Origin of the sequence: Marinactinospora rubrisoli, assembly GCF_042664915.1 — a bacterium.
Taxonomy (GTDB): Bacteria; Actinomycetota; Actinomycetes; order Streptosporangiales; family Streptosporangiaceae; genus Marinitenerispora; species Marinitenerispora rubrisoli.
In genome coordinates, this window is the sequence record NZ_JBHTBH010000009.1 from 44,087 (window position 1) to 63,450 (window position 19,364).

Annotated in this window: 7 protein-coding genes; 3 read left to right on the top strand and 4 right to left on the bottom strand. The window is 76.9% G+C overall.

Annotated elements, in window-relative coordinates; genetic code table 11:
* Nucleotides 1–87: 87 nt before the first annotated feature.
* The 3 genes from ACFQRF_RS18760 (at nucleotide 88) to ACFQRF_RS18770 (ending at nucleotide 4,160) form a co-directional block, all read left to right on the top strand.
* Nucleotides 88–2,076, top strand: coding sequence for a phosphopantetheine-binding protein (locus ACFQRF_RS18760; RefSeq protein WP_379872431.1), 1,989 nt, complete (start codon nucleotides 88–90; stop codon nucleotides 2,074–2,076).
* Nucleotides 2,073–3,158, top strand: a complete 1,086-nt coding sequence (locus tag ACFQRF_RS18765; protein WP_379872432.1) for a saccharopine dehydrogenase NADP-binding domain-containing protein — start codon at nucleotides 2,073–2,075, stop codon at nucleotides 3,156–3,158. The genes ACFQRF_RS18760 and ACFQRF_RS18765 overlap by 4 nt, the downstream gene beginning before the upstream one ends.
* Before the next feature lie 69 nt (nucleotides 3,159–3,227).
* Nucleotides 3,228–4,160: an NAD(P)/FAD-dependent oxidoreductase gene (locus tag ACFQRF_RS18770; protein WP_379872648.1), complete on the top strand. Its 933-nt coding sequence runs from the start codon at nucleotides 3,228–3,230 to the stop codon at nucleotides 4,158–4,160.
* 109 nt (nucleotides 4,161–4,269) lie between these two features.
* Here ACFQRF_RS18770 and ACFQRF_RS18775 read toward each other — a convergent pair whose 3' ends face one another.
* The 4 genes from ACFQRF_RS18775 to ACFQRF_RS18790 all read right to left on the bottom strand — a co-directional run bounded on the left by ACFQRF_RS18775 (nucleotide 4,270) and on the right by ACFQRF_RS18790 (nucleotide 18,671).
* Nucleotides 4,270–5,436, bottom strand: a complete 1,167-nt coding sequence (locus tag ACFQRF_RS18775) for a class I SAM-dependent methyltransferase (protein ID WP_379872433.1) — start codon at nucleotides 5,434–5,436, stop codon at nucleotides 4,270–4,272.
* A complete protein-coding gene (locus tag ACFQRF_RS18780) occupies nucleotides 5,433–6,827 on the bottom strand; it encodes a class I SAM-dependent methyltransferase (RefSeq protein WP_379872434.1) in 1,395 nt (464 codons plus the stop codon). Before ACFQRF_RS18780 ends, ACFQRF_RS18775 begins: the two co-directional genes overlap by 4 nt.
* A gap of 130 nt (nucleotides 6,828–6,957) precedes the next feature.
* Entirely contained in the window at nucleotides 6,958–14,358 is a 7,401-nt protein-coding gene (locus ACFQRF_RS18785; RefSeq protein ID WP_379872435.1) for a beta-ketoacyl synthase N-terminal-like domain-containing protein, read from the bottom strand.
* Nucleotides 14,355–18,671: a non-ribosomal peptide synthetase gene (locus tag ACFQRF_RS18790; protein WP_379872436.1), complete on the bottom strand. Its 4,317-nt coding sequence runs from the start codon at nucleotides 18,669–18,671 to the stop codon at nucleotides 14,355–14,357. The genes ACFQRF_RS18785 and ACFQRF_RS18790 overlap by 4 nt, the downstream gene beginning before the upstream one ends.
* Nucleotides 18,672–19,364 lie beyond the last annotated feature (693 nt).

Here is a 19,364-nt window from a genome sequence, read left to right on the forward strand (position 1 = left end):
GAGTAGTCTTCGGCGGGCAGCGCCGTGCGGGGTACCGCCCGGCGCCCTGCCCGCCCTCCCACCGCCGCGACCGAATCGGAGCCGCCCATGACGTCCTCCGCCCCCTCCACCCAGGTGCCCGGCGCCGCCTCCGTCGAAGCGGTGCTGGCCGAGATCTGGGGCGAGCTGCTCGACATCCCGCCCGCCTCCGTCTCGCCGGACGCGTCCTTCCTGCGCCTCGGCGGCGACTCCGTGCTGTCGGTGCGCATGGCCGCGATGGTGCGCAACCGACTGTCGGTGGTCCTCGCGCTGTCCGACGTGACCGTGGAGATCACCCTCCGGGAGCTCGCGGAGCTGGTGCGGCGCCGGACATCCGGCACGGCCGACGCCGTCCGCGACCTGCCCGTCGCCATCGAGCGCCGCGCCGACACCTCCGCGCCGTTCCCGCTGATGCCGCTACAGCAGGGCTACTTCGTCGGCCAGCACGGCGGGTGGGAGCTGTCGTACGAGTCCGCGCACTTCTACGGCGACGTGGGGCTCACCGGTGTCGACGGGGAGGAGGCGGTCGACGCCCTCGTCGACGCCCTGCAGCGGCTCGCCGAGCACCAGCCCATGCTGCGGGCGCGGATCGCCCCCGACGGCCGCCAGTACGTGCTGCCGCTCGACGACCCCGGCGCGGTACCCGAGTTGCGGGTGTACGACCTGCGCACGGCGCCGCCGGAGGAGGTCGCCGCCACCCTGGAGCGGGTGCGTTCCGAGATGGCCACCACCGGCCCCAACCCCGTGCACGGCCCCGGTCTGGACATCCGCCTCACCCTGCTGCCCGGCGACCGCGCCCGGCTGCACACGGCGATGAGCCTCCTGGTGTTCGACGGGTGGTCCTCGACCGTGCTCACCCGTGAGCTGCTCACCCTCTCCTCCGACTGGAACGCCGTCCTGCGGCCGCTGGAGATCGACTTCGGCGACTATGTCCACGCCCTGGCCCGGCTGCCGCGCACCGAGGCGGGGACGGCCGACCGCGACTGGTGGTGGTCGCGCCTCGACGCGCTGCCCGCGCCGCCCGCGCTCCCGCTGCTGGCCGACCCCAAGGAGGTGCGGCCGACGCTCATGGGGCTGCGCGAGGAGCACCTGTCCGCCGCCCGGTGGACGGCCCTGCGCCGGCAGTGCGCCGAGCGCGATCTCACCCCGTCGGCCGCGATGCTCGCGGCGTTCGCCGTGGTGCTGGCGCAGTGGGCCGGCCATCGGGATCTGCTGCTCAACTCCCTGCAGCTCAACCGGCTGCCGCTGCACCCCGACGTCCACCGGGTGCTCGGCGCGTTCGCCTCCACGATGCTGCTCCCCATCGAGCTGCGGCCCGGGAGCACCTTCGCCGAGCTCGCCGCGGACGCCCAGCGCGTGCTGCGGGAGCACGCCGCCCACAACCTGGTCTCCGGAGTGGAGGTCTCCCGCGAGCTGGCGCGCCGCCGCGGCAGCACCCGGCCGGCCGGCCCGGTCGTGTTCCAGAGCACGCTCGGCATGGACGCCGCCGTCGGCGGCCATCCGGCGTCGGCCGGCCCGCTCGGAGCGGTCTCGTTCGACGACTTCTACCACCAGCTCCGTACCCCGCAGGTGGCGCTAGAGGCGCGGGTCTACGAGCTGAACGACGAAATGGCCATCGTGTTCTCGCTGGTCGACGAGTTGTTCGACCCGGCGGAGGTGGACGCCGCCTTCCACGGGCTGGTGCGGCTCGCGGAGGAACTGGCCGACGGCCCCGGCTGGGACCGGGTGCCCGAACTTCCGGAGCCCGCGAGCCCCGCGGACGACGGCGCCCGGCTGCGGCTGGGGCGGCTGGACGCCGCCCGCCCGGCGGCCGACGCCGGGCCGTTGCGTGGGGAGGCGGAGCGGCGGGTCGCCGCGATCTGGGAGGACGTGCTCGACGTGCCGGTCCTGGAGCGCGGCGCCGACTTCTTCGCACTCGGCGGCGACTCGCTGCTCGCCGTGCGCGTGCTGGCCCGGCTCGCCCGGGAGGCCGGAGTCTCACTGACGGTCCGGGACTTCCTCGACGCGCCCACCGTCGCGGCGGTGGCGGCGTCGATAGCGGACCGGGAGTCCAGGTGAGCGGGCGGCCCGTCGGTGTCCTCGGCGGCTCGGGGACGGTCGGGCGCGTCGTGCTCGACCGGCTGGCAGGCCACGGGATCGGGCCGCTGCGGGTCGGGGGGCGCGACCCGCGGCGTGCCACGGCCGCGGCGGCCTCCGTCAGCGGCGCCGAGGCCGTGGCCGCGGACGTCGCCGACCCCGAAGCCCTCGCGGCGTTCTGCGCGGGCTGCTCCGTGGTGGTCAACTGCGCCGGTCCCTCCTACCGCGTGCTGGACACCGTCGCGCGGGCGGCCCTGGCGGCCGGGGCGGACTACGTCGACGCCGCCGGCGACGCCGTCGCGATGCGGGCGCTCGAAGCGCGGCCGACGCCGGTGGCCTCGCGGGGCGGGCGGCGGGCCGCGGTGTTCTCCGCCGGCCTCATGCCGGGGCTGTCCGGGTTGCTGCCACGGTTGCTGACGGCGGCCGGGCCGCCGGACCGGCTGGAGGTGTACGTGGGCGGGGCCACCGCCATCAGCGAGCTCTCCGCCGTGGACGTGCTGCTCACCCGGGGCCCGGAGCACGGATCGCCGCTCGCCGCCTGGCGGGACGGCGGTGTGGCGGAGCGGGCCCTCACGCCGCTGCGCGGCGTAGTGCTGCCGGGGTTCCGCGGCCGGGTGCACGCCTGGCCGTTCCTCTCGGCCGAGGCCGCCGAGCTGGCGGCCCGCAGCGGGGCGCGGGAGCTGCGCGCCTACACCGTCTACGCCTCCGAGCGGCTCCCGGAGGCGCTGGCCGCCGCCTGGGCCGATGAGACGGCCGCGGTCGAGACGCATGTGCCCGCCGTGGTCGCCGCCGCGGCGGCCGACGTCGGCGTCGGCGGCCCCTGGTACGCGCTGCTGGCGCACGCCCGCCCCGGCCCAGGGAACCGTGAGGGGCCGACCCGGTTGCTGCTGCGCACCCCCGACTCCTACGCGCTCAGCGGTGTGGTCGCGGCGCTCGCCGTCCGCGCGGTGGCGGCCGGCGAGGTGCCGCCCGGCGTCCACACCGCCGCGAACGTGCTGGATCCGCGTCAGGTCCTCGACGCCCTGGCCGGCGACCCCCTGGTCGACGGGATCGAGCTCGGCTAGCGGGCGGCCCCGGCCGCCCGCCCGAACCATCCACTGCCACATCCGAAGGGAAGTGCCCGGTTGTACGACGTGATCGTGGTCGGCGGCGGCCCCGCGGGGCTCAGCGCGGCCCTGGTATTCGGCCGTCAGCGCCGCAACGTGCTGCTGGTGGACGGCGGGAAGGTCCGCAACGCCCCCGCCGAGGAGATGCACATGATGCTCAGCCGGGACGGTTTCCCGCCGTCGCGGCTGCTGGAGATCGGCCGCGAGGAGGTGGCGCGCTACCCGTCCGTGGAGGTGCGGGCGGGCACGGTGGTGTCCGCCGAGGGCGAGCTGGACGACTTCGAGGTCGTGCTCGGCGACGGCACCCGGGAGCGCGGCCGCCGGATCGTGCTGGCCACCGGCCAGGTCGACGAGCCGTACCCCATCGACGGCCTCGCCGAGCGGTTCGGGCGCGCCGTCTTCCACTGCCCGTTCTGCCACGGATGGGAGGCCCGGGACTCGACCCTGGCGGTGATCGGCTCCGAGGCGGCGTCGGCCATGCTCGCGGTCTACCTGGCCGACCGCTTCAGCGGGGACGTCGTGCTGTGCACGCACGGCGGCGACGCCCCGGAGGGCGAGCTCGCGGCGCGGCTCGCCCTGCGCGGCGTCCGGGTCGAGACCGCCGTCGTCTCGCAGGTGACCGGCGATCCCGGTGACGTCGTGGTCCACTTCTCCGACGGGAGGTCGCTGCGGCGCCAGGCGCTCTTCCACCGCGCCCCGACCCGCCAGCACGCCCTGCTCGCGGAGCAGCTCGGATGCGAGATCCTCCCCGACGGCACGGTGCGGGTGGACGAACTCCAGCGCACGACCGTCCCGGGCGTGGCCGCGGCCGGCGACACCGCGAAACTGCCCGCGGTCCCCGACGCCACCACGCTCGTCGTGCTGGGCGCCGGCGACGGCGTTCGCGCGGCGGTGTGGATGGACTCCGACCTGTTCCGCAGCGGCCTGGAGAAGCAGCCGGCGGCCGACCCGGCCACCTGACCGGCACGCCCCGCGGCCGGCCCCGCTCGGTGGGCGTTCCCCACTCACCCGGCGCGGGGCCGGCGGCGGCCTCACGCGCCGGCGGCGTGCCCGGTGTGCCGGACGGGGGTCACGCCGCGACAGGGCGGCGGGCCGCGAACAGGGTCACGCCGATGGCGTCCAGCGGGTGATCCGCAGCCGGGACGGTGAAGTCCGGTCGCAGTCCGGCCGCGCGCATTTCGGACTCCCACTCCGTCCGGGAGAGGAAGATCCGGTCGGTGCCGGCCCGCAGGTCGGCGGCGCCCGGTCGTGGGGTGCCCGGGCGGGCGGACATCAGGAACTGCATCGACGTCAGGATCTGGTACAGCTCGCGCACCGTGTCGATGCACAGCAGGTAACCGCCCGGGGCCAGCAGATCGTGCATCCCGCGCAGGCAGCCGCGCAGGTCGTGCGCGTTGTGCAGCACGTTCGCGGCGATCACGAGGTGCCGCGATCCCGGCTCGGCGGCGGTCTGGGTCATGGGGTCGGCGTTGATGTCGAAGAGGGCGAACCGCACGCCCGGCGTGGCCGCGAAGCGCTCGCGGCCCTCCGTGAGGAAGTAGCGGGACACGTCGGTGAAGACGTAGTCGAGCGGGGTGGCCCCGACCGCCGCCAGCACGCCGGTCGTGGTCCCGCCCACGCCGGCCCCGACCTCCAGGACCCGCAGCGGGCCGGGGGCGGCGAGTTCGCGGGACGCCCATCGGGCCACCTCCGCGGTCGCCGCGTTGACGTAGCGGTTCACCAGGTTGTCGCGGTAGGCGCCGTCGGCCGTGCCGGTCGCTCCGTCGGCGAACAGCAGTGCCTGGACCGGCACCTCGTCGCGCAGCAGTTCCGGGAGGTGGCCGATGGCGCGCTGGAAGAACACCGACAGCGGGCGGGGGTAGCCGAGTCCGCGGTGCGCCTCGGCCAGGTCGTGCACCGCCGCCCGCAGTTCGGCGCGCCCGACCCGGTACAGGCCGGTGTAGCGTCCGGCCTCCCGGGAGAGCATCCCCTCGGCGCAGAGCACGGCGAGCCAGCGGCGCAGGATCCATCGGTGCCGGTCCGCGGCGCGGGTCGCCACGGCGATCTCCGCCTCGTCGTGGGCGGCGCCGTCGCGGAACAGGCCCGCCTGGCGCAGCGTCCACGCCATGCCCAGCAGCGCGGCCCTGTCGGCGCGCCGCAGGCAGCACGGGGGATGTTCCGGATCGACGCCATCGATCGCCCGCGCCGCCGCGGCCCGGGCGAGTTCGGCCGGCCCGGCCGGCTCAACGGCGGTCACCCCGTCACCTCCGGGACGGCGTCCGGCAGCACCCGCACCGGGACGTCCGCCGCTGCGGGCCGATGGCGGCGCAGGTGGGCGCGGGCCGCCTCGGCCAGTCGGCGTTCGACGAAGGTGTGCAGCGGCTCGTGCGCCTGCCCCGGGCCTGGGAGCGCGTGCGCCGGCCGTGCCGCCGTGGCGGCCGGGTGGTGTACCTCCAAGGCGGTGGGGTCGGCCGGGTCGAGGGCGACCGCGGTGTCGGTTCCCGCCGCCGCGCGCAGCGCGGCGGCGGTCACGGCGTCGGCGCGGTCCAGCAGCGCGGCGTTGGGGATGCCGGTCACTCGGACCGGGCCCGCCGCGGTGCGGTCGGCGAGTGCCGCCAGCGGGTCCGGGTGCGCGGCCAGGTCGGTCCAGGGCACCGTGCCGGGCTCGGGTGGCGGAGCGGGCGGGTCCACGGTGAGGACCGCGTCGAAGCGGTAGCGGGTGAGCTCGGTGTTCTCGGTCAGGGTCTTGGCGCGGACGGCGAAGCGCACCTCGCGGGACGTGCCGGCGACCGCCGCGGCGAGCGCCGGCGGGTCGAAGAGCAGCTCGTCGTCGCGCTGCGCGCGGGCGGCGGCCCGGTCCGCGATGACGTCGGGGGCGGCATCGGGGTCGGCCGCGCGCTCCACCCAGCGGCAGTAGGCGTCGAGCAACCCGGCGTGCCGGACGTCGCCCACCACCACCGTTCCGCCGGGGGCCACCAGCTCGACCGCGGCCAGCAGCACCGCGCGCAGGTACCGGAGGTCGGGGAAGCACTGCGTCACCGAGTTCAGCAGGACGCAGTCCGGGCGGCCGTCCGCACCGGCGACCGTGTCGAGCGCGGCGCGCACGGCGTCCCCGCCGGCCTCGTGCGCGGCGGCGCGCACGAACGCCGCGCCGGGGATGCCGGCGGCGGCCAGCCGGCCGACCGCGGTCTCGGCCACGTCAGCGCCCACGTAGCCGAGCACCCGCCCACTCAGCCGGTGGGCCAGCAGGCCGGTGCCGCACCCCAGCTCCAGCACGGTCCGCGGCGAGGTCTCCAGGACGAGGTCGACGGTGCGCTCCACCCACTCGGTCATGTGGGCGGCGGGGAGCGGCCGTCCGGTGTCGGAGGCGGTCCAGCCGGACAGGTCGAGGTCGGCGGCGTGCCGAACGGCGGCGGTGCGGTAGGTCCAGTCGTAGATCTCGCCCCAGTGGTCGAGGTACTCCTCGATGAGCGGCCCGGGGACGGGGGTGACCGCCAGCGCCGCGGCGGCGGGGGCGACCTCCACCGTCCCTCCTGTGGCGACGCCGGCCGCGCCGATCCACGGGTGGTCCAGCAGGGTCCGCGCCGCCTGCTCCCGCAGGTGGGAGGGGTCGTTCGACATGTGCGTGCTCCAATGGGATTGCGTCATGGGTTCTCCGGTGCCCGCCGCGGGCCGGGCGCCGCGGCGGGGCGCAGGACGTCGCCGGGCGGGTGCTCCTCGGACGGGGTGCCGCAGGGGACCGGGCCTGCCGGCCCGGTCCCCTCGCCAGGGGCGGGGGTCACATGCGCACACCGCGCAGCGAACGGTTGACCAGCTCGGCGAGCCGGTCGACGGCCGGCGGGCGCAGCAGGGAGTAGTGGTCCGCGTCCACGGCGGCGACCTCCAGGGGGCCGGCTAGGTGCGCGCCCCAGCCGAGGTCGGCGTGACCGGGTGGTGTGTCGTCGACCCCCATGCCGATCCCGGAGTTGCGCGGCGCCGAGCGCTCGGCCCGCACGACGAGGGTCGTGGTGTCTTCAGCCGCCAGACGCCGGGGCACGTGGCCGGCGAGCGCGCGCATGTGCCGCTCGAACACCCGGACCCGGTCGCGCGCCTCCTCGCGGCGGCCCAGCAGGCGGTGCTCGCGCAGCCGCCGCTCCACCTCGGCCCACCGGCGCTCGGGGGCCATGGCGACCAGGGCGGCGCGCCGCCGCCCGTCGCCGACGCCCAGGTCCACGCCGAGGTAGGCCTCAAGCGCGCCGAGATGGCGGGCGATGGTCTCGCCGCGCGCGTCCTCGGGGTCGGGCAGGTCGACGGGCACGATGTGGGTCGGGTCGTTGGAGTCGAACATCAGCAGCAGCTCGACCGCCTCGCCCTGCTCGTGCAGCCGGCACGCCATCTCCTGGGCGAGGCTGCCGCCCATGGACCAGCCGCCGAGCAGGTACGGGCCGCTCGGCTGCCGGCCGCGGACCAGCTCGACGTAGGCGCCGGCGAGGTCGGCGAACCCCTCGGGGGCGTCGCCGCCGACGAGCGCCGGGTCGGTGACGGCGACGACCTCGAAGCGCGGGTCCAGCCCGCGAGCCAGGTCGGCGTAGCACAGGACGTCCCCGCCCGAGGGATGCACGAGGAACAGCGGGCGCTCCCCTGCGCCGGACCGCAGCGGCAGCAGCGCCTCCGCACGCGCGCGGACGGCCGTTGCCGGGGCCGGGGGGCTGGGCGGTGCGGCCGGCCGGCCGCCGTCCGCCGGCGCGTCCCACCCGGCCGGGTCCGCGGCGAGCCGCCGGATCCGCTCCACGTAAGCGGCGAACACCCGGTCGACCTCCTCCGGCGGCAGGGCGGGCACCAGGGCGTCCCACTGGAGCAGCAGTTCGCCGCGCTGGACCAGCGCCTGGTGGTCGAGCCAGGTCTGCGGTGTCTGGCTGAGGGCGTGCACCTGCCGTCCCACCCACTGCAGGTCGCGTTCGCCGCCGATCACGTCCTCCAGCCCGAGCGCGCTGGTGAACACCACGGGGACCGATGCGACCCGGCCGGTGCGCGACGCGCGCTCGGCGAGCACGTCCAGGGCGGAGAACTCGCGGTGGTCCAGGTCGGTGAACAGCCGCCGGTGGGTGCGGCGGACCCGCTCGGCGAAGGTCGCGCCGGGGTCGAGGTCGGCCTCGTGCAGCAGCAGCGAGGTGAAGTCGCCGACGACGTCGTTGACCCGCGGGTGGATGTCCGGGCGGTCGAACAGCGTGAGGGTGACCGCGAAGCGGGCGTCACCCGACCAGTCGGCGAGTGTCTCTGCGTAGGCGGTGAGCAGGACCGCGGTCGGGGTGACGCCGCGCCGGGCCGCCTCGGTCCGCAGCGCGTCCCAGGCCGCGGTGTCCAGCCGCGCGGCCCGCCGCACGAAGGCGTTCGGTCCGGCGTCGGGCCGCACCGGGAGCGCGGGGGCGTCCGGCAGGGTGTCCAGCCGGTCCCGCCAGTAGTCCGCCGCGCGCTCGCGCCGCCGGGGGTCGGCGCGGCCGTCCAGGGCGGCGACGCAGTCCGCGAACTCCACGCCGGGCTCGGGCAGCGGCTCGTCGGGGTGCTCGTAGTAGTGCTGCACTTCGCGGTCCACGATCCAGTAGCTGGCCGCGTCGCAGATGAGCACGTCCACGCCGATGAAGAGCCGGATGTGGCCGTCCGGCAGCCGCGCGGCCTGCACCTGGAACAGCGGCCAGCGGTCGGACGGGCCGGGCCGGCGGGAGATGCGGTCCCGCAGCCGGGCGAGCCGCTCCGCACGGCGCGGCGCGGGGTGCCCGGTGAGGTCGTGCACCCGGATCCGGTAGTGCGGCAGCCGGTCGAGCACCCGCATCCGGCCGTCGGGGGTGGTCACGGCGCGCAGCATCGGGTGCCGGCCGATCACCGCGTTCCACGCCCGCTCGTAGCGGTCGAGGTCGAGGTGCTCGCAGTCGTACTCCAGGTAGAAGTGGCAGGCGACGTCGCCGTAGGCGTAGCCGCCGTCCCGGCCGACCCAGTAGGCGTGCTGCACCCGGGTCATCGGGAAGGTGCCCGGGCCCCCGGACGCGGCCGGGGCGGCCGTGGGCGGCAGCGCGGCGGGGGTCGGCGCCTCCGTGGGGCGGTCGGCGACGAGCGCGGCGAGTCCGCCCAGTGTGGGCTCGGCGAGGACGTCGCGCAGGGTGAGCCGGGTGCCGAAGCGGCGGCGGAGCGCCGCCAGCATGCGGGTCGCCAGCAGGGAGTGGCCGCCAAGGGCGAAGAAGTCGGCGGCGGCGGAGCGGACCGGCGTCCCGAACAGTTCGGTCCACAGGTCCGCGATCGCGCGTTCGACCGGCCCCAGGTCGCCGTCGGCGGCCCCGGTGTCCTCGGCGACGGCGACCGGGCGGGCGGCCTCGGCCATCCGCACCCGCAGGTCGGTGCTGGACACGGCCACCACGGGTGGAGCGGTGCCGGCCCGGGCGGCGGCGAGCATCCGGTCCAGCGCCGCCATGCCGGTGGCGGCGTCCAGGGCGAAGTCGAGGTTGACCACGCGGTCCTCGCCGAGCGGCCCGACCCGCCACGCGTCCCACACCGCGCTCAGCCAGCGGGTACCGGGCTCTTCGGAGCCCGCCGGCGCCGCCTCCCGGGCGGCCAGCGCGTCGAGGAAGGCGTTGACCGCGCAGTACGGCCCCATGCCGATGCCGCCGACCAGCGTGCCCGCCGAGGACATCAGCAGCACGGTCTCGGGGCGGCGTTCCGGCGGCAGGGCCGCCACGGCGGCGCGCAGCGCCAGCGCGCCCGCCACCTTCGACCGGACGTGCCCGGTGACGTGGCCGGTCGTGACGGCGCGCATCGGGGCGAGGTCCGCCGTGGCCACCACACCGGCGGCGTGCACGACGAGCCGCAGACCCGGGCCGGACGAGCCGGCGAGTTCCGCCAGCAGGCCGGCGGTGGCGGCGGTGTCGGCCGCGTCGAGGACGCGCACCTCGACGGGCGTGCCCGCGTCGGCGAGCCGATGCAGGGCGAGCGCGCGCTCGGCGTCCCGGCCGCCGGGAGCGGGCTCAGCGGGCGGTGCCGACCTGGAGGTGAGCACCACCCGCATGCCCTGCGCGGCCAGGTGCGCGGCCATGGTCAGGCCGACGTCGCCCAGTCCGCCGATGATGAGGGCGGTGCCGTTGTCCTCGTCGGTGGCGGCGGCGACGGTCCCGCCCTGGTTCACCGCCACGGAGCCTTGCCCTCCGTTCACCGCCACGGAGCCCTGCCCTCCGTTCACCGCCACGGAGCCCTGCCCTCCGTTCACCGCCACGGAGCCCTGCCCTCCGTTCACCGCCACGGAGCCCTGCCCTCCGTTCACCGCCACGGAGGCATTGCCCTGCTCCGGTACCGCCGCGCTCGGTGCTCGGCCGCTGGCATGGTCGCGCGACTCGGCGGGCGCCACCCGTCCCAGCCGCGCGCCGGACACCGGCGCGACGCCGGTGTCCGGGAGACCCGCAATATCGGGCTCCGCTCCCTCCGCCGGCTCCGTGGCTCGGCTGCCACCCACGGCACCCGGTCCGCCATCGGTCAAGCCGGCGACGAAAGCCGCACCCGTGCTACCTCGCCGGACCGCCACGACGGCGTCCTCAACGTTCACCGCCATCTCCACACCCGACGCCTCGCCACCGGCGAGATCACCCGACGGCCCCGCCGACACCGGCCCATGTGGCATGTCGGACATGCGGACCACACCGGTGTCCGGGACGGCCCCCGTAGTGGACTCCGCTCCCTCCGCCGACGCCGTGGCTCGCCTTCCGTCCGCCGCCACGGCACCCCGTGTGCCATCGGTCGAGTCGGCGACGACAGCCGCACCCGTGTCACCTCGCCGCGCCACCACGGAGGCGCCGCCGTGCTCCGCTGCCCCCACGCTCGACGCCTCGCCGCCGGCGAGGTCACGCGACTCGGCGGACACAGGCTTCTTCGACGCCACGGCCCGGCTTCCGTCCACCGCCACAGCCGCGGCCCCCGGCCGCCACGGCACCACGCCGCGCGTCCACCGGACTCCGCCGCGCACGGCCGCCTCCACGCCCGGCTCGCCTCCGGCGGCGAGGTCGCGCAGTTCAGCGAGCACCGCCGGGGCCAGCGGCGTGTCCGGCCCGACGTCAAGGGTGCGCCACACCAGGCCGGTCTGCTCCTGGGCGAGCACGCGCGGGAGCACCTGGGCCACCGCGGCGGCGGGGTGCGCCCGATCGGCGCTCTCGACGCGTTCGACCGCCCGGCTCACCTGGAGCAGCAGCGGCGGGGCGGGCACGCACCCGGCCAGGATCCGCGCGAGGTCCGCGTGCGCGAGGATGCGGCGGGTCACGGACTCGGGGTCGTGCGCGTCGCCGTCGGCGTCGGCCACGACGACGGCGCCGGCCCACGGCCCGGAGGGCTCCTTCTCGGCGTCCGTGAGGTCCACGACGTCGGCGCCGGCCGCCGCGAGAGCGGTGCGCAGCGCGGCGGCGTCCGGGGTGGGCGGACCGGCCAGCAGCCACCGGCCGGCCAGTTCGGTGCCGGGCTCCAGCGGCGGGCACTGCGTCCACACCGGCACCTGGAGCGGATCGTCGACGTCGGGGGCGTCGCCGCCGGGCCGGCTCGTGGGCGGGTCGATCCACAGCCGCCGGTGCTGAAAAGCGTAGCCGGGAGCGGCCACCCGGCGGCGGCCCGGCCGGTGCATGGCCGCGAAGTCGACGGCGGCGCCGTGGGTCCACACCGCCGCGGCGGCGGCGCGCACCGCCACCGGGTCGGTCTCGGCCGCCTCGGTGGCCAGTGTGGTGGCCGTGGCGCGCAGCCGCGGCAGCGCGTTGCGGCGGGCCAGGGTGGCGAGCGCCGCTCCGGGGCCGACCTGGAGCAGCAGCGCGGGGCGTGACTCGTCCAGCTCGACCGCGGTCCGCAGCGCCCGGGCGAACCGCACCGGCTCCCGCAGCTGCCGGGCCCAGTGCTCGGGGGTCCCCAGCGTCCCGGACACCGGTTCGCCGGTCAGCGTCGAGACGACCGGAACGGCCGGACCGGCGGCGGTCAGGCCGGCGGCAGCCGCGCGCACCCGGTCCACGGCGGGGTCGACCAGCCGCGAGTGCGCCGCCGCGTCGACGCGCACACGGGTGGGCTCGACACCGTCGCGCCGCAGCTCCCGGTCCAGTTCGGCGAGATCGGCCCGTGGGCCGGAGACCACGCAGGCGTCGGGGGCGTTGACCGCGGCGAGGTCGATGCCCGGGTGCCGGGCCAGGAGGTCCACGACCGCGTCCTCTGGCAGCGGGAGCGCGAGCATCCCGCCGCGGCCGGCGCTGTCGGACATGGCGGTGGCCCGCACCGCGACCAGCCGGACGGCGTCGGCGAGCCGCAGCGCCCCGGCGGCCACGGCGGCGGTGTACTCGCCGAGGCTGTGCCCGAGGACGGCGTCGGGGCGGACGCCCCACGACTCCAGGAGCCGGGCCGTGGCGAGGGACACGGCGAACAGCGCCGGCAAGGCCCGCGGAGGGTCGTCGGCGCCGTCACCGCCGGTCCGGCCGGTGACGAAGGCGCGGATGTCGTGGCCCAGCAGCGGGTGCAGGAGTTCGGCGCACTCGTCGACGCACGCGGCGAACACGGGCTCGTCCCGGTACAGGTCGGCGCCCATGCCGGGGCGCTGACTGCCCCCGCCGGGGAAGGCGAACAGCAGCCGGGGCGGGGTGCCGTCGCAGGCGACCGGGGCCGCCGACCGCAGGGCCGCGGCGGCGGCGCCGCTGCCGGCCACGGCGGCAAGCCGGTGCGTTCCGGCGTGCGAGCGGCCGGACTGGAGGGTGTGCGCCAGGTCGGCGAGCTCGGTGCCGTCGCCGGGCACGGCGTCGGCCAGCCGGGCGGCGCTCGCCGTGAGCGCGTCCCGGCCGAACGCGGCGAGCGGCAGCACCTGCGGGCGGCCGTCGGGCGGGCCCGGCTGCTGCTGGGGCGCCGGCCCGAGGATGACGTGCGCGTTGGTGCCGCCGATGCCGAACGAGCTGACGCCCGCGAGCTCGGGGCCGTCCCACGCCCGGGTCCTGGTGACCACCTCGAACGGCGAGCCGGCCAGGCCCAGCAGTTCGTTGACGGGCTCGGCGTGCAGCGACGCCGGGATCACCGCGTTGCGCAGGGCGAGCACCGTCTTGATGAAGGAGGCGATGCCGGCGGCGGAGTTCGCGTGCCCGATGTTGCTCTTGACCGAGCCGAGCCCGCACCACGCCGGGCCGGTGTCACCGTAGACGCGCCGCAGTGCGGCGGTCTCGATGGGGTCGCCGAGCCGGGTGCCGGTGCCGTGCGCCTCCACGTAGCCGACGTGCCGCGGTTCGGCACCGGCCACGGCGAGCGCTTCGGCCAGCACCTGGGCCTGGCCGCGCACGGAGGGCGCGGTGAACCCGGCCTTGGCGGCGCCGTCATTGTTGACCGCGGAGCCGTGCACGACGGCCAGCACGGGGTCACCGTCGTCGAGCGCGTCGCGCAGCCGGCGCAGCACCACGGCGCCGACCCCCTGGGTGTAGACGACACCGGTGCCGTGGGCGGAGAACGGCCGGACGACGCCGTCCGCCGCGTAGATGCCGTCGGGGGTGTGCAGGTAGCCGCGGCCCTGGGGCACGATCAGCGAGGCGCCGCCGGCCAGGGCGGTGTCGCACTCGCCGGCCAGCAGGGCCTGCACCGCCATGTGCACCGCGACCAGCGAGGTGGAGCAGGCGGTGTTGACGGCGACGGCGGGGCCGGTGAGGTCGAGGCGGTAGGCGGTCTGCGACGGCAGGTAGTCGGTCTGCGTGGCGATGGCGGTCTGCAGGCTGCCCACCGGGTCGGCGCCCGCTCCGGTGGGGTCCCAGCGGTCGGCCAGATTGGCGGCGAGGTAGGCGCTCTGCGCGGCACCGGCGAACACCCCGACCGCTCCCGCGCCGGTGCCGCCACCGTGGCCGGCCTCCTCCAGCGCCCGCCACGCGCACTCCAGGAACAGCCGCTGCTGGGGGTCGAGGAGCGCGGCCTCGGCGTCGGTGAGGCCGAAGGGCGCGGGGTCGAAGAGGTCCTGCCCGTCGATGATCCCGGCGACGGGGACGTAGTGCGGGTCGCGCCGCACGGACGGGCGGACGCCGAGCTCGGCCAGCCGGGCGTCGCTGAGGCGGGTGAGCCCGTCGCGCTCCGCCACCAGCATGTCCCAGAACGCCGCGGCGTCGGGGGCTCCGGGGAAGCGGCAGGCCAGACCGGTGACGGCGATCGCCGTCGGGGCGTCCGGGCGGGGTGTCATTCGGCGACCTCCGTGGCTGCGGCGCGGGCGCGGCGGCGGAGCTCCGCGCGGGTGAACGGACCCGGGGAGTCCGCCGTGGCCGGTGATGGGACGGACCGGTCCGCAGGGGCGGCGGCCGGGGCGGTTGTGGGCGGCGCGGTGGGTTCGGCGCGGCGCCGGGTGATGTGCGCGGCGAGCTGCCGCACGGTCGGATGGCTGAAGAAGTCCACGACGGACGGTGCCGGGTCACCCAGGCGCTCGGCGAGACGGCGGTGCGCGAGGACGAGGGTGAGCGAGGTGGCGCCGAGCCGGAAGAACGGCGTGGCCGGATCGATGGGGCCGCCGAGCAGTTCGCCGAGCACGGTGCTGACCGCCTGTTCCACCGCCGGATCGGCGCCGGGCGGCGCGGCCGGTGCCGGTGCGGCCACGCCCTCGGCCGCGCCGGGCTGGTCAGCGGGCGACACGGGCTGCCCGGACGGCGAGGGATGCGAGGGCGGCGAGGGCCGGACGGTGCCGGTAGCAGCGGCCTGGCCGGTCGCGTTCAGCCGGAGCTCGACCAGCGCACCGTCCGTCAGCCGCTCGGTGACGGCGACCCCATGCGGCACGGCCGCCGCCAGGCCGGCGGCCCACGCCCCGGCGGCGGACAGTGCCCGGCTCGGCGCCAGCTCGCCCGCCTCGACCCGCACGGAAATCCCCAGGCCGGCCGCCAAGGCGCCGAGCATGGCCCGGGCCAGATCACCGCCCTGTTCCACCGGCCACGCGGCACCGACGGGTGCACCCCCGCCGAACGACTCGGCCGCGGCTGCCGCGGAACGTGCGGCCTGCTCGGCGGACGCGGACGAGGCCGGGACGGCGGCCGTCAGCTGGAGCTCGACCAGCGCACCGTCGATCAGCCGCTCGGTGACGGCGACCCCATGCGGCACGGCCGCCGCCAGGCCGGCGGCCCACGCCCCGGCGGCGGACAGGGCCCGGCTCGGCGCCAGCTCGCCCGCCTCGGCCGCCAGGCCGACACGCAGGCCGGCATCGAGAGCGTCCCGGATGCCGCGGGCCAGCGCGCCGCCCCATTCCGCCGAACGCACGGGGCCGGCGGGCGTGCTCGGGCCGGCTGGACGCTCCTGGCCCTCCGCCGCGGCGGGCGGCGCGGGAGCGGCGCCGGAGCGTCGACGGTCGTACGGGTTGGCCAGCGCCTTGTAGTCGACCTTGCCATTGTCGGTCACGGGGAAGGCCGCCATCCGCACGAAGCGGCTGGGCACCATGTAGTCGGGCACCCGCTCGCGCAGCAGGGTGATCAACCGGTCGTCCGACGGCGGGCGGTGCGACTCGCTCTCGACGAGGTAGCCGACCAGCCGCGGCCGGTCGTCGGGACCGCGCACCGACATGGCGACCGCCTGGCGCACGCCCGGCACCCGCCCCAGCGCCGACTCGATCTCGCCGAGCTCGATCCGGTGCCCACGGATCTTGACCTGCCGGTCGGTGCGGCCGAGGAACTCGATCGTCCCGTCGGTCCGCCACCGGCCGAGATCCCCCGTGTGGTAGAGGCGCCCGAGGATCGGATGTTCGATGAACCGCTCGGCGGTCTGCCCGGCGTCGCCGATGTAGCCGCGAGCGAGCCCGGCACCGCCGATGTGGAGTTCGCCCGGCTCCCCCACCGGCCGTGGCCCGCCGCCGCGCGCGTCCAGTACGTGGAAGCTCTGGCCGCGCAGCGCCCGGCCGTAGGGGATGCTCGGCCAGCCCGGGTCGACCTCCTCGATCGGGAAGCAGATGGACCAGATGGACGCCTCGGTGGCTCCGCCCAGGCTGACGATCCGGGCCTGCGGCGCGAACTCGCGCAGCCGGTCGGGGAGGGTGACCGGGATCCAGTCGGCGGACAGGAAGACCAGCCGCAGGTGGGCCATTGCCGCACGGGCGGCGTCCGGGTCGATCTCGGCGTACTCGACCAGCATCTCCATGAGCGCCGGGGCGGTGTTCCAGAAGGTGACCCGGTGGCGGGCCATGAGCTCCAGCCAGTGGCCGGGGTCGCGCTGCCGGTCGGTGTCGGGGAGGACGAGCGCCCCACCGGCGCCGAGCACGCCGAAGATGTCGTGCACCGACAGATCGAAGCTGAACGCGGACAGCGCCAGCACCCGGTCCTCCGGGCCGATGGGGAACCGGTCCACCAGGTCGTCGATCGTGGTGCGGGCGGCGCGGTGCTCGACGGCCACGCCCTTGGGGCGCCCGGTGGAGCCGGAGGTGAAGATGACGTAGGCGAGGTCGTCGGCGGCCGGGCGGCGCGGCTCGGCGCCGCCGTCCGGGGCGCTGGTGAGGGCGCCGGTCCCGGCGACCTCGTGCACGGTCACCGCGTCCGGCCAGACGGTAGGCGACCCGGGCGGGACCAGGGCCCGCGCCACCCCGGCCTGCTCGCACACGGAGGCCACGCGGCCGGCCGGCCAGGACGGCTCGACCGGCACGTACCCGGCGCCGCTGGCCGCGACCCCGAGCAGGGCCGCCACCTGGTCCACGCCCTTCTCGAAGGAGACGGCGACGAGGTCGCCGGGACCGAGGCCCAGCGCGGCGAGGCCGGCGGCGGTCCGTCGGGCCCGGGCCGCCAGTTCGGCGTGGGAGACGGACCGCGCCGGATCGATCAGCGCGACGGCGTCCGGCGTCCGGTCGGCGGCCGCCCGGAGCGGGTCGTCGAGCAGGGGGCCGGCCGCGCCGAACGGCGTGGCGTCCAGCGGATCGGCGGCCAGGAAGGACGGGTCCCAGCCGAGCGCCGGGTCCCGCCACGCCGCGTCGGCGGCGGCGAGGCGGCGCAGCAACCGGGCGTGGGCGGACGCCATCCCGGCGACGAAATCCTCCGGCAGCGCCGGTACGGCCCAGTCCCAGCAGACGCGCAGCTCACCGCCCTCCTCATGCACGATGTGGTCGAGCGCGACCTGCGGCGTCTGCGAGACGCCGAAGACCTCGGCGCCCAGCCACTCGCCCGGCGCGACGTCCTGCTCGGTCAGGCCGATGCCGCTCGTGAAGACCACGGGGTGGGACGGCGCCCCGGTGGGGTCGGCGGAGTCGCGCAGCACCTCGACCCCGGAGACGGTGCGGTGCTCCAGGTCGGTCCAGAACCGCCGGTTCACCGCGGCCGCGTAGTCGAGGAAACCGGACCAGGCGTGCACCCGGGGCTGCGGCACCTCCACCACGACCGTGGAGGTGAAGTCGCCGACGACGTGGCGCGACTCCGGGTCGTCGGGGCGGTCGAAGAGGGTGGTGTTAAGGGCGAAGGGGTCGGTGGCGCCCCACCGGGACAGGGTCAGGCCGAAGGCGGCCAGCAGCACACCGGTGGGGCTCAGGCCGTGCCCGGCGGCGCGGGCGCGCAGGTCCGCCCACTCCCGCGCGGTCAGCCGGTGCTCCCGGCGGGTGAAGCGGTGCCCGCGCACCTCCGCGAGGTCGGTGCTCCACGGCAGTCGCGGTCCCGGGGGCAGTGTGGCGGCACGGTCCCGCCAGTAGGCCGCGTCCCGCTCACGTGCCGTGCGGTTCGCCGGGTCCGCGGATCGGCGCCGCAGGACATCGATGAAGGTGGCGGGGGGCTCGGGGAGCCGCGCCTCGGGGTCGGCGACGAGTTCGCCCCACTCGGCGAGGATCTGCATCCAGCCGGCGAGATCGAGGGCGAGCACGTCGATGCCCAGGTGCAGCCGCGTGCGGCCGTCGGGGAGCAGGGCCGCGTGGATGTCGAACAGCGGCCACCGGTCGGCGGGCCGGACCTGGTGGGAGTGCGCCGCACGCAGCCGGTCGAGGGTGGCCCGGGCGGCGTCGGCGTCCACGGTCCGCAGGTCGGTGACCCCGATGCGGTAGGGGCCGGGGTCGGGGAGGATGCGCTGGTGGGCGTCGGGGCCCACGACCATGCGCAGCATGGGGTGCCGCTGGACGAGACGGTTCCAGGCGCCGGCCAGCCGGTCGAGGTCGGCGAGCGGGTCGCCTTCGGGGCGCCGGTCGTACTCGCGGTAGTAGAAGGTCGCCACGCCTCCGAGGGGGAACGCCGCGTCGCGGCCGATCCAGTAGGCGCTCTGGATCGGGGTGAGCGGAGCGCCGGCGTCCTGCTCGGCGGGAGAGGCGGCGGGGTCGGTGGCGCCGCGCGCGACGGACGCCACCGTCGCGTCACCGAGGAAGGCGGTGAGCGGCAGGTCGAGGCCGGCGTCGTCACGGAGCCGGCGGCGCAGCCGGACCGCGGTGAAGGACTCCAGGCCGAGCGCGGTGAGCGGCAGGTCGGGGTCGACGTCCTGTTCCTCGATGCCGAGAACATCGGCGACGATCGCCGCCACGTGCTGCGGGGAGGCGGGGCCGGACGTTGCGGGAGCTGCGCGCATGGGTCTCCATCCCGGTGGGGCGGGCACGTTGACGTGGCCGCGGCGGCCTTGCGGTTCGGGGGCCACGGCGGGTGCGGGTGGCGTGTGGGACGGGAGTGGTCGCCTCCACAGGACGAAAACGATAACCGTTTTCGATACCATCGTCCACGTTCGCCCCCCTATAAGAAGGCGGAGCCGGACGGGAACCGGCACCGCGAGCGGCGGGCCGGCGCGGGACCGGTCAGCGTCGGGCCCGGACATGGGAGACGGGGGCCGCGCTCCGCTCGGACCACGGGCGGTCGGCCGAACGGCCGATCGCCCGTGCCGACGAAACGGTCAAGGGGTGTCGGGTACGCGAGCGGTTCGACGGGGCGGCAAGGGCGGAGGGGCACGCTCCACCGCGTGTCACCCTGCCACCGCCGGGCCGTCCCGGTACGCCGTTCGGTCCCAGGCCGACGCCTCAGGCCCGGGGAGCCATCGGCCGATTCGGACGGGGGGCGTCCTCCCGGCGCGGGTCCGTCCACCCGCGTGGCCGGCCCGCCTCGGACACCGGCGGTGTTCGCTCGTCGACTCCGTCGGGCGTGCGGCGCGGGCCTCCGGGACGGGCGTCCACGGCTCGCTCGCCGGCACCGGCCCGCGCGGGCGCCGCCGCCGGGCCGGCACCCGGTCCGGCGGATGCGGAGCGAACGGCGGGGCCACCGGAGGGACGCCGCA